Source organism: Mesorhizobium sp. 1B3, assembly GCF_050958605.1.
GTDB lineage: Bacteria > Pseudomonadota > Alphaproteobacteria > Rhizobiales > Rhizobiaceae.
The window spans coordinates 91,548-112,776 of record NZ_JBJHDO010000008.1; the positions used below are offsets into that span (position 1 = coordinate 91,548).

General features: G+C 63.8%; 20 protein-coding genes. 11 read left to right on the top strand and 9 right to left on the bottom strand.

Annotated elements, in window-relative coordinates:
* Window positions 1-157: 157 nt before the first annotated feature.
* From ACCO56_RS21215 to ACCO56_RS21225, 3 genes are read left to right on the top strand one after another with little or no spacing between them, the layout of a single operon-like run.
* Window positions 158-1,153: a branched-chain amino acid ABC transporter permease gene (locus ACCO56_RS21215; protein WP_433642845.1), complete on the top strand. Its 996-nt coding sequence runs from the start codon at window positions 158-160 to the stop codon at window positions 1,151-1,153.
* A 6-nt stretch (window positions 1,154-1,159) separates the two neighbouring features.
* On the top strand, window positions 1,160-2,269 hold the full coding sequence (locus ACCO56_RS21220) for a branched-chain amino acid ABC transporter permease (protein WP_433642846.1): 1,110 nt from the start codon (window positions 1,160-1,162) through the stop codon (window positions 2,267-2,269).
* Window positions 2,266-3,105: an alpha/beta fold hydrolase gene (locus ACCO56_RS21225; protein ID WP_433642847.1), complete on the top strand. Its 840-nt coding sequence runs from the start codon at window positions 2,266-2,268 to the stop codon at window positions 3,103-3,105. Before ACCO56_RS21220 ends, ACCO56_RS21225 begins: the two co-directional genes overlap by 4 nt.
* 20 nt (window positions 3,106-3,125) lie before the next feature.
* Here the strand turns inward: ACCO56_RS21225 and recQ are convergent, their stop codons facing one another.
* Window positions 3,126-4,928, bottom strand: coding sequence for a DNA helicase RecQ (gene recQ / locus ACCO56_RS21230; protein ID WP_433642848.1), 1,803 nt, complete (start codon window positions 4,926-4,928; stop codon window positions 3,126-3,128).
* Window positions 4,929-5,146: 218 nt separating this feature from the next.
* Window positions 5,147-5,596, bottom strand: a complete 450-nt coding sequence (locus ACCO56_RS21235; protein ID WP_433642849.1) for a host attachment protein — start codon at window positions 5,594-5,596, stop codon at window positions 5,147-5,149.
* Window positions 5,597-5,881: 285 nt separating this feature from the next.
* Between ACCO56_RS21235 and cysG the strand changes: the two genes are divergently transcribed.
* Genes cysG through ACCO56_RS21260 form a run of 5 tightly spaced genes read left to right on the top strand, consistent with a single transcriptional unit; the run spans window position 5,882 to window position 10,611 of the window.
* On the top strand, window positions 5,882-7,330 hold the full coding sequence (cysG, locus tag ACCO56_RS21240) for a siroheme synthase CysG (protein ID WP_433642850.1): 1,449 nt from the start codon (window positions 5,882-5,884) through the stop codon (window positions 7,328-7,330).
* Window positions 7,327-7,635, top strand: coding sequence for a DUF2849 domain-containing protein (locus ACCO56_RS21245; protein WP_433642851.1), 309 nt, complete (start codon window positions 7,327-7,329; stop codon window positions 7,633-7,635). Before cysG ends, ACCO56_RS21245 begins: the two co-directional genes overlap by 4 nt.
* A 19-nt stretch (window positions 7,636-7,654) precedes the next feature.
* Entirely contained in the window at window positions 7,655-9,325 is a 1,671-nt protein-coding gene (locus ACCO56_RS21250; RefSeq protein ID WP_433642852.1) for a nitrite/sulfite reductase, read from the top strand.
* Window positions 9,300-10,058 carry a phosphoadenylyl-sulfate reductase gene (locus tag ACCO56_RS21255; RefSeq protein ID WP_433642853.1) on the top strand — a complete coding sequence of 253 codons (759 nt, stop codon included), beginning with the start codon at window positions 9,300-9,302 and terminating at the stop codon, window positions 10,056-10,058. The genes ACCO56_RS21250 and ACCO56_RS21255 overlap by 26 nt, the downstream gene beginning before the upstream one ends.
* Window positions 10,059-10,068: 10 nt before the next feature.
* Complete coding sequence (locus ACCO56_RS21260; RefSeq protein WP_433642854.1) at window positions 10,069-10,611, top strand: DUF934 domain-containing protein; 543 nt, start codon at window positions 10,069-10,071, stop codon at window positions 10,609-10,611.
* A 13-nt stretch (window positions 10,612-10,624) separates the two neighbouring features.
* Here ACCO56_RS21260 and ACCO56_RS21265 read toward each other — a convergent pair whose 3' ends face one another.
* Window positions 10,625-10,828, bottom strand: a complete 204-nt coding sequence (locus tag ACCO56_RS21265) for a hypothetical protein (RefSeq protein WP_433642855.1) — start codon at window positions 10,826-10,828, stop codon at window positions 10,625-10,627.
* 289 nt (window positions 10,829-11,117) lie between these two features.
* Window positions 11,118-12,314, bottom strand: coding sequence for an aromatic amino acid transaminase (locus ACCO56_RS21270; RefSeq protein ID WP_433642856.1), 1,197 nt, complete (start codon window positions 12,312-12,314; stop codon window positions 11,118-11,120).
* Between the two features lie 316 nt (window positions 12,315-12,630).
* On the opposite strand from ACCO56_RS21270, the gene ACCO56_RS21275 reads away from it, so the two are divergent.
* Both ACCO56_RS21275 and ACCO56_RS21280 read left to right on the top strand, forming a co-directional pair.
* Complete coding sequence (locus tag ACCO56_RS21275) at window positions 12,631-14,400, top strand: type I secretion system permease/ATPase (protein WP_433642857.1); 1,770 nt, start codon at window positions 12,631-12,633, stop codon at window positions 14,398-14,400.
* Window positions 14,400-15,707, top strand: coding sequence for an HlyD family type I secretion periplasmic adaptor subunit (locus ACCO56_RS21280; protein WP_433642858.1), 1,308 nt, complete (start codon window positions 14,400-14,402; stop codon window positions 15,705-15,707). Before ACCO56_RS21275 ends, ACCO56_RS21280 begins: the two co-directional genes overlap by 1 nt.
* 66 nt (window positions 15,708-15,773) lie before the next feature.
* Here ACCO56_RS21280 and ACCO56_RS21285 read toward each other — a convergent pair whose 3' ends face one another.
* From ACCO56_RS21285 to ACCO56_RS21305, 5 genes are all read right to left on the bottom strand, one after another.
* Window positions 15,774-16,511 (bottom strand): tyrosine-protein phosphatase, encoded by a 738-nt coding sequence (locus ACCO56_RS21285; RefSeq protein ID WP_433642859.1) that lies wholly within the window; start codon window positions 16,509-16,511, stop codon window positions 15,774-15,776.
* Complete coding sequence (locus ACCO56_RS21290; protein ID WP_433642860.1) at window positions 16,511-17,350, bottom strand: carbohydrate ABC transporter permease; 840 nt, start codon at window positions 17,348-17,350, stop codon at window positions 16,511-16,513. Before ACCO56_RS21290 ends, ACCO56_RS21285 begins: the two co-directional genes overlap by 1 nt.
* Window positions 17,340-18,272 (bottom strand): carbohydrate ABC transporter permease, encoded by a 933-nt coding sequence (locus tag ACCO56_RS21295; protein ID WP_433642861.1) that lies wholly within the window; start codon window positions 18,270-18,272, stop codon window positions 17,340-17,342. Before ACCO56_RS21295 ends, ACCO56_RS21290 begins: the two co-directional genes overlap by 11 nt.
* 66 nt (window positions 18,273-18,338) lie before the next feature.
* A complete protein-coding gene (locus ACCO56_RS21300; protein WP_433642862.1) occupies window positions 18,339-19,640 on the bottom strand; it encodes an ABC transporter substrate-binding protein in 1,302 nt (433 codons plus the stop codon).
* A 14-nt stretch (window positions 19,641-19,654) separates the two neighbouring features.
* Window positions 19,655-20,527 (bottom strand): metallophosphoesterase, encoded by an 873-nt coding sequence (locus ACCO56_RS21305; protein WP_433642863.1) that lies wholly within the window; start codon window positions 20,525-20,527, stop codon window positions 19,655-19,657.
* 113 nt (window positions 20,528-20,640) lie between these two features.
* Here ACCO56_RS21305 and ACCO56_RS21310 point away from each other — a divergent pair, with 113 nt between their 5' ends.
* Window positions 20,641-21,225, top strand: coding sequence for a TetR/AcrR family transcriptional regulator (locus tag ACCO56_RS21310; protein ID WP_433642864.1), 585 nt, complete (start codon window positions 20,641-20,643; stop codon window positions 21,223-21,225).
* The last annotated feature ends 4 nt before the right edge of the window (window positions 21,226-21,229 follow it).

The following is a 21,229-nucleotide window of genomic DNA, read 5'->3' on the forward strand; positions in this document are numbered from 1 at the left end:
CCCTCTGGCCTGCCGGCCATCTCCCCCTCAAGGGGGGAGATCGGCTGTCGCGGCGGCTTTCGCTAATCATCAACGCCGCGGAAAGGCCAGCGGCGTTGAAACTGCCGATCTCCCCCCTTGAGGGGGAGATGGCCGGCAAGCCAGAGGGGGGTGCTCGATGAACGGACTGTCGAACACCCTTTCGCGCTTCGGCGGCGTCAACCTGCTGCCCGTTGCGCTTGCCCTCGTCGCTCTTGTGCTCATCGGCTCTCCGTCGAGCTGGGTGACGCTCACCGTGGCGGGCCTTGCCATGGGCATGATGATCTTCCTGATGGCCTCCGGCCTCTCGCTGGTCTTCGGGCTCATGGACGTGCTGAATTTCGGCCATTCGGCCTTCGTTTCCTTCGGTGCCTTCGTCGCCGCTTCGGTGCTGGCGGCGCTCGGCGGCTGGGCGACCGGCGGTAGCGCCGCGCTCAATCTCCTCGCCCTGCTTGCGGCAATCGGCGCGGCCACGGCTTTCGGTGCCGTCGCCGGCTGGTTCTTCGAGCGCGTCATCGTCAAGCCCGTCTACAAGGACCATCTGCGCCAGATCCTCATCACCATGGGCGCGCTCATCGTCGCGGAGCAGATGATCCTGGCGATCTGGGGCGGCGCGCCGATCGCGGTTCCTCGTCCTTCCGTGCTCAACGGGTCGGTCGTCATTGGCGACGTGGCGGTCGAGATCTACCGCATCTTCGCCTTCCTGCTCGGCCTGGCCGTCTACGCCGCCATGCATTTTGCGCTGAACCGCACGCGCGTCGGTCTCCTGATCCGGGCCGGCGTGGAGGATCGCGAGATGGTGGAGGCATTGGGCTTCCGTATCGACCGGCTGTTCATCGCCGTCTTCATGGCCGGCTCCGCCCTTGCCGCCATGGGCGGGGCGATGTGGGCCGGATATCAGGGCCTCATCACTCCGGCCATCGGCGCGGAGATGATGATCCTCGTCTTCATCGTGGTCATCATCGGCGGGCTCGGCTCGATCGAAGGGTCGCTGCTCGGCGCCATCCTGGTCGGGCTCACGGCCAACTATGTTGCGTTCCTGGCGCCGAAACTGTCGCTCGCCTCGAACATGCTTCTGATGATGGCGATCCTGCTGTGGCGGCCCAGGGGCCTCAAGCCGGCCGTCACGGGATAGTTGCCAATGGTCGTCACAACGTCCCCTTCGTTGGCGCAAACGGCTCATCGCCACATTCCCGCCGGGCGGCTCGCGGTCTATGCCGTCGCCGGGCTCATCGGCCTTTGCCTGCTTTTCGCGCCGTTCCTGTTCCCCGACGTGCGGGCGCAGGAGGTGGCGGCGCGTATCTGCGTCTTCATCGTGCTTGTCGCCAGCTATGACCTGCTCATCGGTTATACCGGCATCGTCTCCTTCGCCCATACGATGTTCTTCGGGCTCGGAGCCTACGGTACCGCGATGGCGTTGAAGACCATGGGGCCGGGCTGGGATGCGATCCTGCTTGGCGGTGTCGCGGGAGTGCTATGCGCGCTGGTGCTCGCCGTACTGATCGGCGCATTGTCCCTGCGCGTCAAGGCGATCTTCTTCGCCATGGTCACGCTCGCGGCTGCCTCCGTGATGATGGTGCTGGCCAGCCAGCTCTCTGACCTGACCGGCGGCGAGGACGGCATGACCTACCAGGTGCCGAAACTCTTCTCCGCCGCGACGAAACTGCTCACCGACGCGGATGGCAAGACGCTGCGCCTGTTCGGAGTCGCCATGAACGGCAAGATCGCCGCTTATTATTTCGTGTTCCTGTCGAGCCTCGCCCTTTTCCTTCTGATGCTGCGCATCGTCGCCTCTCCCATGGGCACGGTGCTGGAAGCGATCCGCGAGAACGAGATGCGGGCCGAGGCGATCGGCTACCGCGTCGTCTTCTACCGCACCGCGATCTTCTGCATCGCGGCGGTGGTGGCGGCCCTTGCCGGCGTGCTGCGGGCTGTTTGGCTGAAATATGTCGGACCGGACGTCGCGCTCTCCTTCGGCATCATGATCGACATCCTTCTCATGGTGGTCATCGGCGGCATGGGGACGATGGTGGGCGCGGTCATTGGCGTCGTCATCATGAGCCTGGCGCAGTTCTACCTGAAGGACCTCATGGAGGCGGGGGCCGAGGCGACGGCCGGGCTGCCGCTCCTGCCTGACCTTCTCAATCCCGACCGCTGGCTGCTCTGGCTCGGCCTCCTTTTCATCCTGCTCGTCTATTTCTTCCCGGCGGGGATCGCCGGAACATTGATGGGGAAAGGTACCCGCAAATGACGTTTCCTCGTTCGACCTATGTCCAGGCGGCCGGCTTCGAGATCCATGTCACCGAGTGGGGCGACAGGCGTAAGCCGGCGCTCGTCATGTGGCATGGGCTCGCTCGGACAGGCCGGGACTTCGACGAGGCTGCCTCCGCGCTGGCCGAACAATATTTCGTGCTCTGTCCGGACACGCCCGGGCGCGGCCTGTCGAGCTGGGCGAAGAGGCCGGAGGTCGAATATTCCTATCGCATGTTCGGCGAGGCCGCCCTCGGCCTTCTCGCGCATTACGGCATAGATCGTCTGCGCTGGATCGGCACCTCCATGGGAGGCCTGATCGGCATCACCTTGGCGGCGGAGGTGCTGAAAGAGCGCATCACCCATCTTGTGATCAACGATGTTGGCCCGGACATTCCCGCCGAAGGCGCCGGCCGCATCGCTTCCTATGTCGGTACGCCGCCGGTCTACGACACGGTCGCCGAGCTCGAAGCCTGGCTGCGTCGCAACTACGCCCCCTTCGGCGAGAACACGCCCGAATTCTGGCGCCGCATGGCCGACACTTCGGCGCGGCGCACCGATGGCGGCCGCGTCACGGTGCATTACGACCCTGCCATCGTGTCGCAATTCACCACCCATAAGGGGGATCTGGATGTCTGGGATAAATACGACGCGGTCTCGGCCCCGACCCTGCTCATTCGCGGAGCGACGTCGGACGTGTTGTCCGAGGTCACAGCGGCCCGGATGACGAGCCGTGGCCCCAAGCCGCGGTTGGTGACGATCTCCGACTGCGGGCATGCGCCCACGCTGGCGAACAGCGAGCAGATATCGCTGCTGCGCGAGTTCCTCGCCAGTTAGACCATGATCAGGTCTAACCGCTACGCGTGCTCGGCAATCACCGCCAGGAACGCTGGACCGTAGCGCTCCAGCTTGGCATCGCCGACGCCTGGAACCGCAGCCATCTCAGCGCGCGAGGCGGGGCGGGCGGCGGCCAGTTCGATCAGCGTCTTGTCGTGGAAAATGACGTAGGGCGGTACATTCTGCGTTCGGGCGATTTCCATGCGCTTTTCCCGCAACGCCTGGAACAATGCGCGATCGGCGTCGGGCAGGGCGGTCGATGTCCGGTTGCGGGAGACCTTGTCTCGCCCGGCGCTCGGCGTTGCCGGCACGCGCAGCATGAGCGTTGGCTTCTCGCGCAGGAATTGGCGCCCCGCCTCCGAGATCGACAGGCCGCCATGCCCGGCCAGGTCGACCGCGATCAGGCGCAGGGCAATCAACTGGCGCAGGATCGCGCGCCAGGTTCGGTTGTCATGCTCCTTGCCGATGCCGTAAGTGGAAATGCGGTCGTGGCCGAAGTCGGCGATGCGCTTGTCCTGGGCACCCAGAAGGACATCGACGATATAGGCCTGGCCAAAGCGCTCGCCGGTCCTGTGAATGCATGACAGGGCCTTCTGCGCTGCGATTGTCCCGTCGAACAACTGCGGCGGCTCGGCGCAGGTGTCGCAGTTGCCGCAGGCTTCGCCGTGGTCGCCGAAGTAGGAGAGCAGCGCCTGGCGGCGGCAGCCCGCTGTCTCGGCCAGCCCAAGGAGTGCATCGAGCTTTTGCCGTTCCATGCGCTTGCGCTGCTCGGGCGCGTCCGATTCCTCTATGAACCGGCTGCGCAGCGCGATGTCTTCATAGCCATAGAGCATCATTGCTTCGGAGGGCAGGCCATCGCGTCCGGCGCGTCCGGTCTCCTGATAATAGGCCTCGATGCTGCCCGGCAGGTCGAGATGGGCGACGAAGCGTACATCCGGCTTGTCGATGCCCATGCCGAAGGCAATGGTAGCCACCATGATGACGGCTTCGTCATGTTGGAAGCGGGCCTGGTTCGCCTCGCGCGCAGCCTTGTCCATGCCGCCGTGATAGGGGAGGGCGTCATAGCCCTGCGCGCAGAGCCAAGCCGCCGTCTCCTCCGTCTTTCGTTTCGAGAGGCAATAGACGATGCCGCTTTCGTTCTCATGGTCCTTCAGGAAGCGCTTCAGCTGTCCCCGTGGATTGTCCTTCTCCTTGATGGCGTAGCGGATGTTGGGGCGGTCGAAACCGGCAATGAAGGCATCGCGTTCCGCGATCTTGAGATGCGTCAGGATTTCGGTCCGCGTCGGCGCGTCGGCAGTGGCCGTCAGCGCCATGCGCGGTGTGTCCGGGAACAGCGCGACCAGCGCGTCGAGCTGACGGTATGACGGACGGAAATCGTGCCCCCATTGCGACAGGCAATGTGCTTCGTCGATGGCAATCAGCGACAGGGGAACCTGGCCGAGCCGCTCCAGGATTTCGGGCCTGAGCAGCGTTTCTGGGGCCACATAGAGGAGGTCCAGCGCGCCGCTGGACACGTCTCGCCACAGCGCTCGTCGTTCATCGCCTTGCAGGTCGGAGTTGAGCGCAACTGCCTTCACCCCCGCCTGACGCAAGGCAGCCACCTGATCGGCCATCAGAGCGATCAATGGCGAGACGACGATGCCCATCCCCGGCCGCGCCATGGCCGGGATCTGATAGCACAGCGATTTGCCGCCGCCCGTCGGCATCAGGACGAAAGCGTTGTTGCCGGCCATCACATGCTCGACGATTTCCGCTTGCCGCCCGCGAAACGCGTCGTAGCCATACACGGCTTTCAGGATGTGAAGGGGATCGGCGGCGGTCACAGTGGCCTACGCAAGGGATCAGAAAGACATGTCTGTGGCGCTCTGCAGGATGCTCGCGGTGTCGCCTGTTGGTGCAAACGCTCGGTCCCTAAGCCTAGCATCGCCAAGGGCACCGTTCGTCACGGCGATGGATGTGAATCAGCGCTGTCAACCTACCCGGATGCGTTCAAGGAAATCAACCGCGCGGAATGCGGGAAGGCGTGCGGGGGATTACCGGCTCACTCCTGCTGGAGGATGGCTTCGATGTCGGGGACCGGCAGATTGGTCAGCGTCTTCGGCACTTCCCCCGAAACCTTGTCCGCGACTTCCTTGTGCAGCTTCTTGCGGATCTCGCCCAGCACGAGGGGCGGCGCAACCAGGACGATCTCGTCGAATTCACCGCGATGCGCGAGCTTGTAGAGCCGCTCTGCTATCTCCTCCGCGAAGCGCCCCTTGGCCAGCCTGTGCCAGTCGGTATCATCGACGGCGCTTCTATGCGCGGTTGGCCCGTCGCTGTAGCGACCGGGGCGATCGGTACCCTGCTCGCGTGTCGGCGGGTTCTCTTCCTCGATCTTCCGTACGACGTTCAGGTCGGGGTAAGTCGCATCGCCTTCGTTCTTCAGGAAGAGCGCCTTCTCGCCATCCGCCACCACAACCCACATCCCTCGTTTCAATCTGATGCTCGGCATGGCGGCGCTCCGTTCGCTTTTCAATCTCCGAATCCAACGTCCTGTCCCATGCGAAGTTCCTGCCAGATTAATTCTACTAATATTATAGAATTTAGAAGATCACCCTTCGCCAAGCCGGTCGCTGACGTGTTGCGGCGGCCTTCTTTCTATGGTGGCGGAATATTTTTCTTTCACCTTGGAAAGCTGCGGAAAAGAGTTTGCACCGGTTCGTGGGCAGCGCGAGTGCATTCCTTCTGATCGCTGGCGCCTGCCGGTAGATATTGTTCCTCCCGAGGAAAGCCGCGCATGACGCAGAAACAAGCCAAGCTCAATGCCTTTCCCGTCTTTGTACGGGTAGAAGGCCGCGTCGTGGTCATCGTCGGCAACGGCGACGAGGCGCTTGCCAAGGCGCGGCTGATCGGCCAGTCGAGCGCCTCGCTGAAGATCGTCGCCGACACGCCTGAGGAGCAGCTCGATCGCTGGATCATCGAGCATGGCGCCGTTCACTTGAAAAGCCCTTACGATGCATCGGCGCTCGATGGGGCGGTGCTCGTCTTCGCCGCGACGGGCGACGCGGCGCTCGACCGCCGCATTGCCGACGATGCGCGCGCCCTCGGCCTGCCGGTCAACGCGGTGGACCGTCCGGACTGCTGCGATTTCTTCACGCCCGCGCTGGTCAATCGTGCCCCGGTTGCGGTCGCCATCGGGACCGAAGGGGCTGGCCCAGTGCTCGCCCAGCTCATCCGCGCCAGGATCGATCAGATGCTTTCGCCTTCGCTCGGACGGCTCGCCTTGCTTGCCGAGTCGTTCCGAGGCGTGGCCGAGAAGCTGCTGCCCAAGGGCGATCTCCGTCGCCGCTTCTGGGACGATTTCTTCTCCGGCGCGCCGGCGCGCCAGATGGAAGTGGGGCATGCGGACGAGGCGCGCCAGGCCGCCGAGGAACTGCTGAAGCGCCGCCGCGCCGCGAGAGGACATGTCGCGCTGGTGGGCGCCGGGCCCGGCGCGGAAGACCTGCTGACCCTGCGCGCCCAGCGCCTCCTGATGCAGGCGGATGTCATCGTCCACGACGCTCTGGTGCCCGAGGCCGTCGTCGCCATGGGACGGCGTGACGCGGAGCGGCTCCCGGTGGGAAAGCGTAAGGGCTGCCATTCCAAGAGCCAGGCCGAGATCAATCGGCTGCTCGTCGAGCTGGGAAGCAAGGGCAGACAGGTCGTGCGCCTGAAGAGCGGCGATCCGCTGGTTTTCGGCCGGGCCGGCGAGGAGATGCAGGCACTGCGCGACGCCGGCATTTCCTACGAGGTGGTGCCCGGTGTTACGGCTGCCTTCGCGGCCGCCGCTGATTTCGAACTGCCGTTGACGCTGCGCGGCGTCAGCTCCTCCATGGTGTTCACGACCGGCCACGACCTAAAAGGCGGCACGCTGCCGGATTGGGCCAAGCTCGCCATCTCCGGCGCCACCGTCGCGGTCTATATGGGGCGCTCGGTCGCGGCCGATGTCGCCGCCCGGCTGATCGAAGCCGGCCTGTCGCCCGACACTGCGGTCGCCGTGGCGGAGAATGCCAGCCTGGCCGGTCGCCGGCTCTTCCACGGCACGCTCGCCGATCTGCCGTCGCTCGAAGGCCGAAGCGATCTCACGGGGCCGGTGATGACCGTGATCGGCGATGCCGTCGCCGGCGCGAACTTCGCCAAATCCGAGCCGCTCGCGATGGGGAGATTCGCCGTCCCGGCGCCCGAAGGCGAAAGGACGCCAGCATGAAGGTCTTAACCGCCAATCGCCTGATCGACGGTGAGGCCGTCTGGTTCGCTGTCGATCGTTCGTGGGCCGAAACGATAGGGCGCGCCGAGGTTGCCTCCGACAAGGAAACCGAGGGGCGGCTGGAGGCGATCGGCAAGACGGCCCATGACAACAACGAGGTCGTCGACGTCAATCTGATCGATGTCGAGTTGATCGACGGCGTGCCGGTGCCAATACGGCTGCGCGAGCGCATCCGCGCCGCCGGTCCCACGAACCGCAGCGATCTCGGCAAGCAGGCTCGCCCGGAGCTGGTCCGGGCGGCGTGACGCGTTCACGGAAGAAGACATGTACCGCTACGATGAGTTCGACCACGATTTCGTCAAGGCCCGCGTCGCCGAGTTCAGCGACCAGGTGGACCGGCGGCTCGCCGGCCAGATCACGGAAGACCAGTTCCGTCCGCTGAGGCTGATGAATGGAGTTTATCTGCAGCTCCACGCCTATATGCTGCGCATCGCCATTCCCTACGGCACGCTGTCGTCCAGGCAGCTGCGTATGCTCGGCCACGTCGCCCGCAAATACGACAAGGGCTATGGCCATTTCACCACACGCCAGAACATCCAGTTCAACTGGCCGGCGCTGTCCGACGTGCCGGCGATCCTCGCCGAGCTCGCGAGCGTCGAGATGCACGCCATTCAAACCAGCGGTAACTGCATACGCAACGTTACCGCGGACCATTTCGCCGGCGCCGCGGCTGACGAAGTCGCCGACCCCCGCCCTTATGCCGAGATTCTGCGGCAATGGTCCTCCGTGCACCCCGAGTTTTCCTATCTGCCGCGCAAGTTCAAGATCGCGGTAACCGGCGCCGAACGCGACCGCGCGGCGATCCAGGTCCATGACATCGGCCTGCATCTGAAGAAGAACGACAGGGGCGAGCTCGGCTTTGCCGTCTATGTCGGCGGCGGACAGGGCCGCACGCCGATGATCGCCAAGAAGATCAGGGACTTCCTACCCGAGGAGCACCTGCTTTCCTACACCACGGCGATCGTGCGCGTGTACAATCTCCACGGCCGCCGCGACAACAAATTCAAGGCGCGCATCAAGATTCTCGTGCACGAGACCGGCGCGGATGAGCTGGCTCGGCAAATCGAGGCCGAGTGGGAGGCGCTGAAGCAGAGCGAGCTCAAGCTGCCGGAGGCGGATATCCGCGCCATCGGCGCATATTTCGCGCCGCCGGCTCTCGTGGCGCGGCCGGAAGGCGACGAGGTGGTGCGGCTCGCACGGCTCGACTCCAGGTCCTTCTCCGAATGGCTCGACCAGAACGTGATCACCCATCGCCATCCCGATTATGCGGCGGTGACGATTTCGTTGAAGGCCATAGGCGAGTCGCCGGGCGATGCAAGCGACAGCCAGATGGAAGCGGTCGCCGACATAGCTGAGACATATGCCTTCGACGAGATCCGCGTCAGCCATGAGCAGAACCTCATCCTGCCCCATGTGGCGCGGGCAGATCTGAAGGCGGTGTATGATGCGCTGGTCGAGATCGGCCTGGCCACGGCCAATTCCAACCTGATCACGGACATCATCGCCTGCCCCGGGCTCGATTACTGCGCGCTAGCCAATGCGCGCTCGATCCCCGTCGCGCAGGAAATCTCCCGGCGCTTCGCCTCGCTCGAGCGTCAGCGCGAGATCGGCGAGCTGAAACTGAAGATCTCGGGTTGCATCAATGCCTGTGGCCATCACCATGTCGGCCACATCGGCATTTTGGGCGTCGAGAAGAAGGGTGCGGAGCTCTACCAGATCACCTTGGGCGGCTCGGGCGACGAGAACACCTCGATCGGCGAGATCGTCGGCCGTGGCTTTGGTCCCGAAGAAATCACCGATGCCATCGAGACGATCGTCGAGACCTATCTGGCCCTGCGCCTCGGCCGCGACGAGAAGTTCCTCGACGCCTACCGCCGGGTCGGTCCGGCTCCGTTCAAGGAGGCGCTTTATGGCGGCGAAGCCAAGGCTGCCTGAAGCGGGCACGGAAGAGCAGGTCGCCGCCCGGGCGGCCCAGCTCGATGCGCGGCATGGCGGCCGAACGCCGCGGGCGATCGTCGAGTTTGCAGCCCTCGATGAATTCGCCGGCGGGGTCGCCGCCGTGTCGTCGTTCGGGGCGGATTCGGCAGTGCTCCTGCACATGATAGCGCAGGTCGACCGAGCCACGCCGGTAATCTTCCTCGACACGGGAAAGCACTTCGGCGAGACGCTCGATTATCGCGATGCATTGGCCGCCGATCTCGGCCTGACCGACATCCGCATCGTCACGCCGGAAGAGGCGGCGCTCGACCGCGCGGATCCGGACGGCACGCTCCATCTCAGGGATACGGATGCTTGCTGCGCCCTCCGGAAGGTGGAGCCGATGGCCCGGAGCATCGAACCGTTTCGCGCCTGGTTCACCGGCCGCAAACGTTTCCAGGCTGCGACGCGGGTCGCCCTTCCGGTGTTCGAGGCGGTGGGCATGCGCATCCGCGTCAACCCGCTGGCCCGGTGGACGACCGCCGACCTTGCCGATTATATGCGCCTGCACAAGCTCCGGGAGAATCCGCTGGTCGCCTATGGCTATCTGTCGATCGGCTGCTTCCCGTGCACGCAGCCGGTGAAGCCCGGACAGGATGCACGTTCGGGCCGCTGGGCAGGGCAGGCCAAGACCGAATGCGGCATTCATCTTTCGGGCCTCGACCGATCGCTGGGCAGCCAGTTGTTTTAGGATTTGGACGATGTCGCAACCGAATGCCGGCGCGGCAACGCGCCTCTGGACCCCGGCGGGCTTTCGCGAGGATGAATGGCGCCATGCCGACACGGCCGATGCGCTATCGACCAATAGCCGCGTCATCCTGCCGCTGGAGGTCTTCCTTGGTCTCGGCCCACAGACTCGCGGATCGGCGAGGGAGCGGCTGGGCGTGGTGCTGCAGCCTGGCGAGCCGTTGGAAGCGATCGTCGAACTGCTCGGCCAGCTTTCCCTCGTGGCGCTGGCTTTCCCCGCCTTCAGCGACGGTCGCAGCTTCTCCAAGGCCGAGCTCCTGAGGAGCCGTCACCACTTCGGTGGTGCGGTGCGCGCCGTCGGCCAGGTGCTTATCGACCAGTTGCCGCACATGCTGAGGCTTGGCTTCGACGAGTTCGAAGTGTCCCATCCGGTGCTGGTCGAGCGGCTGAAGAAAGGGGAGTTTGGTGGAATCGGCCTCTATTATCAGCCGACCGCCAAAGCTGCGGATGGCGTCGGTAAAGGCGCGTCTTATTCCTGGCGTCGGGCAGGCGCCTAGCCCGGCAGCTTCGCTACATCGTCTTCGAACGCCTTTCCTTCTGGCTGCGCTCGGCGCGATCGATATCGCGCAGCAGGCCATGGAATGATTTCGGCAATTCTTTGTCTACGCGAAACAGCGGCAGCGCACGCAGATAGCGAGCATTGGCCTGCTGGCCAATCTGGCGCTTGATTTCCTTCGAGATTTCATTCGGCTTCATGCCGTTGCTGCGTGACATCGTCTCGATCCCTTCGCGGATGAAAACTCGTCCGGCAGGTCAATGGTTCCCCTAACCTGTTGTCGCAGCAAGCAGAAGTGGCAAGTATGGTAAAGTTTAAATTAAATGTTGGAAATTGCGCATAAAGCTGGAATCCGCATGACATGATGCGGATTCCAGCTTGCCGTGCCGTCAGAAGCGACACGTCGCGCCAGCGCCGTGGATATCGCTTCCATCAGCAGTTTCGGTCCGAGGCGATGTGTGAAACCCCTCTGTCGGACCGAGGTAGCATGCCGCGGGCCGAGACCGCTTATTCCGCCATCACCGCGGCCATCGCCTCCGCGACGGTCGCGGCGTTGTGCTCGTTGATGCCGGCCACGCACATGCGGCCGGAACGCACGAGATAAACGGCGAATTCGTCACGCAGGCGGTCGACCTGCTCCGGCGTCAGGCCGGTGTAGCTGAACATGCCGCGTTGCGAGAGAAGATAGTCGAAATCCCGGTCCTGCACGCGTTTTGTCAGCACGTCGTAGAGCGTCTTGCGCATCGCCTTGATGCGCGCGCGCATGACCGCCACTTCGCCTTCCCATTCGGCGCGGAGGGCCGGATCGAGCATCACCGTCGCGGCGACCTGGCCGCCATAGGTGGGCGGATTGGAATAGTTGGAGCGCACGGTGAATTTGAGCTGGCCGAGCACGCGAGCCGCCTCGTCCTCATCGGCGCAGACGACCGAAAGTCCACCGCAGCGTTCGCCGTAATAGGACAGGTTCTTGGAGAAGGAATTGCTGACCAGGAGACTGATACCTGCGTCGGCCATCGCGCGGATAGCATAGGCATCCTCCTCGATGCCATCGCCGAAGCCTTGATAGGCCATGTCCAGAAACGGGATGAGCTGCCGTTCGGCGATCAGGGGGATGAGCTCTGCCCATTGCTCGCGTGACAGATCGACGCCGGTCGGGTTGTGGCAGCAAGGATGGAGGAGCACGATGCTTTTCTCCGGGATTGCCTTCAGCGTGTCGAGAAGCGCGTCGAAGCGCACGCCACCGGTGGCAGGGTCGTAATAGGGATAGGAATGGACCTTGAAGCCGGAGCCCTGGAAGATGGAGCGATGGTTGTCCCAGGTCGGGTCGCTCACCCAGACCTCGCTGTCCGGAAAGTGTCGCTTGAGGAAATCCGCGCCGACCTTCAGCGCGCCGGAGCCGCCGATGGATTGGATCGTCGCGATGCGCTTGGATGCGATCGCCTCGTGGCCGGCGCCGAACACCAGCGCCTGGATGGCAGCGCGGTAGTTGGCCGGTCCCTCGATCGGCTGGTAGACGCGCGGCTCGGCATTTGCGGCGCGCATGGCCTCCGCCTTGCGGACCGACGACAGCACCGGAATCCTGCCCTCGCCGTCATAATAGAGGCCGATGCTCACATTGACCTTGCCCGGCCTGGTATCCTTCTGGAAGGCATCGACGATCGCGAAGATCGGGTCGCCGGGATAGGCTTCGACATGCTGGAACATTTCGCGGTTTCCTGAGTGATGATGATGGCGCGGGGCACTCCTACTTGCCGGAGGCTTCGGTTTCAATCCCGGGAGGCCTCTTGGCGCAAGTCGCGGCACGGCGCTGTCGCTCGTCCACCGGAATATCGGCCGCGCCTCCGTTTATTAGGTATGTTTTAGTATGCTATAAAAAGTTACCGACCGGGGATATGCCGATCAGACGCTGTTCATGTATCTGGGCGTCGAACCGAAGATCCTGAGTAAAACAAAGAAAAGAATTGGGACGGGATTTGACCATAATGTTACTCGTTATGGTTTTAAAACCGCTGAGTGCTGAATGTCGGCAATTTCAACTGATGTGCCACGACTTACTCTAGCGAAGGCGCTGTTGTCCTTCCGCAAAGCCTTTACGGGCGTCGGTCTTATGACCGGTGTAATCAACATACTGGCGTTGACCGGCTCCATCTTCATGTTGCAGGTCTATGATCGCGTCGTCCCCTCGAAGAGCGTGCCGACGCTCGTTGGGTTGATGATCCTGGCCGGCACCTTGTTCGCCTTCCAGGGCGTGCTCGAGCTCATTCGCTCGCGCCTGATGGTCCGCCTCGGCTCGGCGCTCGACGCGCGAATGAGCGGCCAAGTCTATTCGGCGCTGATGCGCCTGCCGCTGCGCACGAAGATCAATGGCGACGGGTTGCAGCCGCTGAGGGATCTGGACCAGGTCCGTTCCTTCCTGTCCAGCCCCGGTCCGACCGCCCTGTTCGATCTTCCCTGGATGCCGCTTTATATAGGCATCTGCTTCCTTTTCCATTTCTGGATCGGGGTGGCCGCACTTGCAGGCGCCGTGGTGCTCTTCGCGCTGACCCTGCTGGCCGAGGTGCTCACCAGAGGCCCGACGAAGGTCGCGGGGCAGCAGGCCCAGGGCCGGCAGTCGCTTGCCGAGGCGACGCGCCGCAACAACGAAGCGTTGCAGGCCATGGGCTTCGGCTCCCGGATGGGTGAACGCTGGGCGGCGATCAATGCCGATTATCTCGCTTCCCATGCGAAGGCCAGCGACGTGTCAGGCACGCTCGGCACGATTTCACGCATCCTGCGGCTCATGCTGCAATCGGGCATCCTTGCCATCGGTGCTTATCTGGTGGTGCTTGGCCAGGCGACCGGCGGCATCATGATCGCCGCCTCCATCATGACCAGCCGCGCCCTTGCTCCCATCGAGCTGGCGATCGCCCATTGGAAGGGATTCGTCTCGGCGCGCCAGGGCTGGAGCCGGCTCAAGCAGCTCCTGGACATGCTGCCCGAGAACCAGGTGAGTGTCGGACTGCGGGATCCCAAGGAAACGCTTGCCGTCGAGAGTGTCACGATCGTGCCGCCAGGCGACCGCAAGCTCGTCGTGCAGGATGCGACCTTCACGCTGGCGAAGGGAGCCGGGCTCGGCATCATCGGTCCCAGCGCGTCGGGCAAGTCGTCGCTCGCCCGCGCCATCGCGGGGGTCTGGACGCCGGCGCGCGGCACAGTGCGCCTTGATGGCGCTACGCTGGATCAATGGACGCCGGAGGCGCTCGGGATCCATATCGGCTACCTGCCACAGGACGTCCAGCTCTTCGACGGCACGATCGCCGAGAATATCTCCCGTTTCGAGCCGAACGCACCATCGGAGAAGATACTGAAGGCCGCCATGGCGGCGGGCGTCCACGATCTGATCGTTCGGCTGCCGGACGGCTACGATACGAAGATCGGAGAAGCGGGAAGCACCATTTCCGCCGGTCAACGGCAACGCGTCGCCCTGGCGCGCGCGCTTTACGGCGACCCGTTCCTCGTCATCCTGGACGAGCCAAATTCAAATCTCGATGCCGAGGGCGAGGAGGCGCTGACCGGCGCGATCCAGAGTGTGCGCAACCGCGGCGGCATCGCCGTGGTCGTCGCTCACCGCCCCAGCGCATTGGCCAGTGTCGACCAGGTCCTGGTGATGGCCGGCGGCAGGGTGCAAGCGTTCGGGCCGAAGAACGAGGTGCTCGGCAAGGTCTTGCGGCCGGCTCCGGTTCCGGCGCAGCGACCCGCGCCCGTGCAGGTGCCGCTCAAAGTGGTTGGGACCGAGGAAGGCAAGGCGTGATGGCACAGAACGAAAAATCGATCGAGCGTTCGATCCGCCGCTATCTTCTGGCCGGTGTTGCCACCGCTGTCTTTTTCATCGGCGGCATTGGCGGCTTGGCCGCAACGACGGAACTCTCGGGAGCCGTGATTGCACCCGGGCGTGTGGTCGTCGATTCCAGCGTCAAGAAGATCCAGCACCCCTCGGGCGGCGTGGTCGGGCAGATCAATGTCCGCGAGGGAACACGCGTGAAGCAGGGCGACGTACTGGTCCGACTGGACGAGACGATGACGCGCGCCAATCTGGAGATCGTTGCGAAGGGTCTCTATGAGTTGAAGGCTCGCATCGCCCGGCTCGAGGCTGAACGCGACGGAGCCGATGCGATCGTCTTCCCTCCCGATTTGGTCGAACGGGAGAACGATCCCACCATACAGCGTATGATGGCCGGCGAGCGCTCGCTGTTCGATTTCCGCCGCTCGGCAAGGGAGGGGCAGAAGTCGCAGTTGCGCGAGCGCATCTCCCAACTCGGTGAGGAGATCGCGGGCCTCGAGCAGCAGCGTGTCGCCAAGGGCCGTGAGATCGAGATCATGAAGACCGAGCTCCAAAGCGTGCGCAAGCTTTGGGAGCAGAAGCTCGTCTCCCTTGAGCGCATGACGGCGCTCGAACGCGACGCGGTGCGGCTCGACGGCGAGTTCGGCCAGCTGACCGCTGGGATAGCTCAGTCCAAGGGGCGCGCCAGCGAGACCGAGCTGCAGATCATCTATGTCGACCAGCAGATGCGCAGCGAAGTCGCCGGCGAGCTGCGCGAGTCGCAGGGCAAGGTCTCCGAACTGGAGGAGCGCCGCGTCGCGGCGGAGGATCAGCTCAAGCGCATCGATATCCGCAGCCCGCAGGACGGCATCGTGCACGAATTGTCCGTGCACACGCTCGGCGGTGTGATCTCGCCTGGCGAGAGCCTGATGATGATCGTGCCGGTGTCCGACGAACTCACGATCGAGGTGCGCGTGGCTCCGCAGGATATCGATCAGTTGCGGCCGGGTCAGCAGGCCGGCATCCGTTTGTCGGCGTTCAACATGACGACGACGCCGGAACTCGACGGCGAGCTGCGCAACCTGTCGCCTGACCTGACGGTCGATGAGCGGACCGGCGTCAGCTATTATACAGCCTATGTCACCTTGCCGAAGGAAGAGGTGGACCGGTTGAAGGAGCTGACGCTGACGCCGGGCATGCCGGCCGAAGTGTTCTTCAAGACGACCGACCGGACGATCCTGTCCTATCTGGTCAAGCCGATGCGCGATCAGGTCGAACGGGCGTTCCGGGAGGATTGATCTGAGCCCGACCGTCATCTGTCGTCGCGCTGGGCACGTCGCGACGACATCGATCCCCGCCGGCCGTCAGGCGCTTTCCACAAGGCGTGACTTCAGGCGTGCGATGGTAACCGGAGCGAGTCCGATCGCGGCGAGATAGGCTTCGACTGAACCATATGTCTGGGCGATATAGGCCATCGTTTCAGCCATGGTTTTCGGCTCGCAGGCGAGCAGGGGCCTGAAGGTCTCGATATCCGTGCCGCGAGCGGCGGCCTCGTCCAGGAAGATTGCGATCAAAGGCGCGATCCTGGCCTTGGTCAGCGCGTAGTCCTCGACGATGGTCGCGGTTTCCACGCCGGCAACCGCCAGCAGCAATGCAGCGATGATGCCGGTGCGGTCCTTGCCCGCGGTGCAATGGAACAGGACGGCGCCTTCCCCCGCATCCGCGATCCTCCTCAGGACCTGCGCGATCGCTTCCTGACGCCGGGCCAATGCCTGAATATAGAGATCGTAAAGCACGTCCTGGTCCGACATCGCGCCCGGGGCGAGTTGGTCGAACAGCGATACATGGTGGTAGGCCACGGTCGGGCGGCTGGCTAACGGATTGGGCTGTGCCCGGCATTCCTCGTGGCGACGCAGATCGATGACGGTGGCGACGCCCTCGGCCAGGAGACTGGCGATGCCCTCCTCACCGAGCCGGTGCAGCCCGTCGGAGCGCAGGATGCGGCGCCAGCCCGTCCGGCCGCCAGCGAGCGGATAGCCGCCGAGGTCGCGGAGATTGAAGGTTCCATCGATGGCGAGGTGCCGCCGGGAGGTGGTTTGCATCAGCGAATTCCAGATTGCATGAAGGATTGGACGACCTGCCTTTGAAGGACGACATAAAGCACGAGAATGGGGAGGCTGGCCATGGTCGAGGCCGCCATGAGAGGTCCCCATTGCGTGCCCTCCGACGTCATGAACATCTGGATGCCGATCTGGACGACGCTGTTCTCCGGCGTGCGGGAAAGGAGCAGCGGCCAGAAATATTCGTTCCAGGTGGAGATGAAGATCAGGATGGCAAGCGACGCGATCGTGCCGCGCAGATTGGGCGCGATGACTTCCCATAGGATACGCCAGCTTCTTGCCCCGTCCATGCGGGCGGCTTCCAGCACTTCCCGCGGAAAGGAACGCATGGCCTGGGCAAGAAGCAGGATGGCGAGCGCGGCCGCGAAATGCGGCAGGATGAGCGCCGTCACGCTGTCCAGCAGTCCAAGACTGGAAACCAGCAGGTAGTTCGGGATCATCACCACCTGGAAGGGAACCAGCCAGGTCAATGCGATCAGCGTATAGATCAGCTTGTCGAAGGGGAAACGCCAGCAGGCGAAGGCATATGCCGCAAGAAGCCCGGTGAAGAGCTGGGCGATCGTGACGACCGACGATACGAGAAGCGTGTTGCCCAGCATCTCGATGATCGGGATCGCGCTCAACGCGTAGTCATAGTTGGCGAGGGATGGCGCGGTCGGCCAAGGCGTCGTGTCGAAGATCGCATTGGCTGGACGCAGCGATGTGACGATCATCCAGTAAACCGGGAACAGGCTGAAGATCGCCAGCAGCACCATGACGATGTGGCCGGCTGCCGTGTTCATTCCAGCGCGCGCAGCGCGAAGGCTGGGATCAGTTGTCATGGAAGGAGTACCTGTCCATCAGGCGGAAAAGCACGAAGGCCAGCACGCCGAAGCCGAGGAAGAGGATCACCGCGGCTGCCGAACTCCAGCCGACCGAAAGGCTCGAGAAACCAAAATCCCAGAGGATGTAGAAGATGTTCGTGGTCGCGCCGAGAGGGCCGCCCCCCGTCAGCACGTGGATGAACGAGAAGCTCCACTGCGCGCCGAGCAGGATGGTCATCAGCACGAGAAAGAACACAGTCGAACGAAGCAACGGCAGCCTGATGTTGCGGATGATCTGCCACTTCGAGGCGCCGTCCATGCGCGCAGCCTCGATGAGGGAAGGGTTGATGTTGGCGTTGGCGGCGGAGAGGATCAGGGTCGAGAAGCCGATCAGCTTCCAGCCGGTGATCGCGATGATCGTCCAGATGGCGAGTTTCGGGTCCTGCAGGAAGCGGATGGGACGCCAGCCCAGGGCGGTCATGGCTTCGTTGACGATGCCGTGGCCGGGATCGAGCAGCCAGCGCCACACCGCCGCGGCGACAACCGGCGCGATGATCATCGGCACGAAGATGACGGCCCGATAGAGATTGCGGGAGCGCTGGGGAAGGTCGTGCGTATGGATGGCGATGGCGAGCGGGATGAGCACCGACATCGGCAGGAGGCCGAGGACATAGATGACCGTGTTGCCCAATGCCTGCCAGAATTTCGGCAGCGCAAATATGTGCATGTAATTCTGCCAGCCGACGAAGGTGCGCGGCGCGGTCGGCAACATGTTCCATTCGTAGAAGCTCAGCCGAAAAGCATCGGCCAGCGGCCAGTAGATCCAGACAGTCAGCGTGAAAACGGCCGGCGCGAGATAGAGCCACGGGGCAACGCGCACTCCGGCGAAGCGCTTGCTCGTCGATGCGGTGACGCGGGTGCTCAGCACGGCTTCTGACATGAACCAAACCTCGGGTTTATCTGGAGAGGCCGGCCTCGGTTCAGCGAGGCCGGCCTGCGCCGATGATCACTTCGGCATCATTGCCTGGGCGGACGCCTGCGCGGCCTGCATCGTCTCGGCTGGATCGACGCCTCCGAAAACGGCCATTTCCGCGCCTTCCATCATGGTCTTCTGAATTTGCCGGTAATTCGGGCCCGGAAAGGATTCCCAGCGCTCCAGGAGACCGAGCTGCTCGAGATTCGGCTGGATGAGCGGGTGTTCCTTCACCCAGTTGCCGAGATATTTCGGATCGTCGACGATATCGGTCCGAAGCGGCAGGTATCCGATCTCGGCAGTGATGACCGTATAGGCCTCCTTGGAGGTCATGGACTTCATGAGCTCCCAGGCAGCCCGGCGCTTGAGGGGATCGCGGCTCAGGATAACCAGCGCGCTGCCGGAATTGTTCGGACGCTGCGGCTTGTCGCCGAAACGCGGCATGGTCGAGGCGCGCAGCTCGAACTTGCCCTCGGCGCCCTTGACCAGGAAGCCTTGTATCGCGGAGGTCTGGAGATACATGCCGACATTGCCCGAGGCCATGCCTTCCATGGCGGCCGTGAGATCGAGATTGGCATAGGCGCCGCTCTCATAGAGATCACGCAGCATTGTCACCGCCTCCAGCGCGGCCGGCTCGGCGAAGGTGAGCGACTTGCGGTCGGCCGACATCAGGCCGCCATTGTTGGAGCGAAGAACGCCCTGGAACAGCCAGTCGCCGGCCGTCGGGCCGAAGATTCCGGTCGCCAGGCCCTCGGCGTCGGTCTTGTCGACGATAGCGAGCGCCGCCGATTTGACTTCCGCCCAGGTCTTGGGGGGCTTGTCGGGATCGAGCCCGGCTTGGCTGAATAGATCGGCGTTATAGAAAAGGACCGGTGTCGAGAAGGTGTAGGCGAGGCCGTAGGTCTTGTCGTTCAGCACACCGAGCTTCAGCCCCTGCGGGGACATGCCCTGAAAATGCGCGGCGAGTTCCTCGGCCGGAACCATGTCCTCGAGCGCTGCCGCGCCGAGATTGTCGACGGTGAATTCCAGGTCCGAAAAGACCATCTGGACGACGTCCGGAACACGGCCGGCGGCGACATCGGCCTGAATGCGGCTGGTGATCTCGGCCGGGCCGACGCCGATGCCTTCCACCTTGATGTTCGGATTTGCCGCTTCGAATTCGGCGATGAGCCGCTTCGTGGCCTCGGCGCCGTTTCCGGCCGATGCGAGGTTGTAATTGTAGTAGCTGATCGTCACCGGCTGGTCGACGGTGGCGGGGATGGGCTGGGCGAAGGCCGGCAGCACGGTACCGGCAATGAGCGCGAGGCTGCTTGCGAGGAAGGTCTTGCGGTTCATGGCTTCGGTTCCTCTCATTCGGCAGCGACAGCCGCGGCTGCCTCGTGGCCTTTGACGAGCTCCGCCATGCCGGCAAAGGTGTAGACCTTGAGCTCGCGGCGCTCCGAAGGTTGCGGGACGAAGGAGATCGTTAGGCCGGAGGGGCGCACCGTCCCGACCGCGAAGGAGGCTCCCGACACCATGCGGAGGCCTTCGTGGAGGTAGAGCACATCGGTGGCGGCATGCTGGCCGATCCCGACCACCACGGGGATGCCGTACCAGTTGCTGACGCGGTCGAAATGGATATGGCCCGACAGGATGCCCAGCACGCTGCGGCCCTCGAGCGCGGCGCGCAGACGGTCAGTGTCCGCGATCGAAAGAGACTCCCACTCGAGTTCCGGCCGCTGATCGAGCGCCGGCGCATGATGCATCACGATCAGCTTCGGCAGTTCGGGGTGCCGGTCGAGTTCGTCCACGAGCCACTCGATCTGGCCGGGCTCGAAATGGCCGCCGATCTTGAAGGGCGTGCTGGTGTCGATGAGGATGATGTGAATGCCGTCGATAACCTGGGCATGGTCGTAGGGCTTGTCGAGACCCTCGGTGCGGCCGAGCATCACCGGGTAGAAGCCGGTGCGCTTGTCGTGGTTCCCGAGCGTATAGAGAACCGGAATGTCCAGTTCCGCCTCGGCGATGATGGCCTTGAGCTCTTCGTAGCTGCCCGTATCTCCCTGGTTGGTGAGGTCGCCGCTCGCGACAACGAAGCGCGGGGCCGGTACCATCGTCTTCACTTCGGCGAGAATCCGACGAAGCGTGGTCGCGGTATCGGAATAGAGATGGTCGTCTTCGACCAGAGGGTTGCCGATATGGAGGTCGGTCAGGTGGACGAAGGTCAATGGGGCGTCTGACATGGGCTTGGTTCCTGTCGGGCTGGCAACAATTCTGTAGAGCGCGCGATGGGCTCTTGCGCGGGGACCCGGTTATCGCTACCTAGCTTTCATGACAGGTGAATGAACGTTCATTCATGGATGCAATTGTTACAGACAAGCGGGAACGCATTCTGGCGGCGGCCGCGAACCTCATCGTGAGGAACGGCTTGCAGTGCTCGATGGCCGAAATCGCCGCGACCGCGGAAGTCGCGACGGGCTCGCTCTACAACTATTTCAGGTCGAAGGACGACCTGATCTGGGGCGTGTATCAGCGCCTGACCGAGGAAGCTGCGGCGGCGCTCGTCGTCGAGCACGATCCTACGATGCCGCACGAGGCCCGCATACGCCGCTACATCGAGGACTATATCGAGTTCATCTGGGCCGATCGCGACCGCGCCATCCTGTTCGAATATCTTTCGAACGTGCCGCTCATCCCCGGTGGCGAGCTGCGCCGCGCCTTCGCGCCCGTCACCGCTTTCACCGCCAAGCTGGTCGGAGAAGCGAAAGCGGCAGGCGTGCTGCGCGATTTCCCGGTGAGCGACATCGGAGGCTTCATCGGGGGCGGCATCCGCAACGTGCTGAAATGGCGGCGCAGCGACGAGACGCCATTGACGCAGACGGAGCGCGATCACATCGCCGAAATGTGCTGGTCGGCGATCGCCGCGGAGCCGCGTTCATAAATCG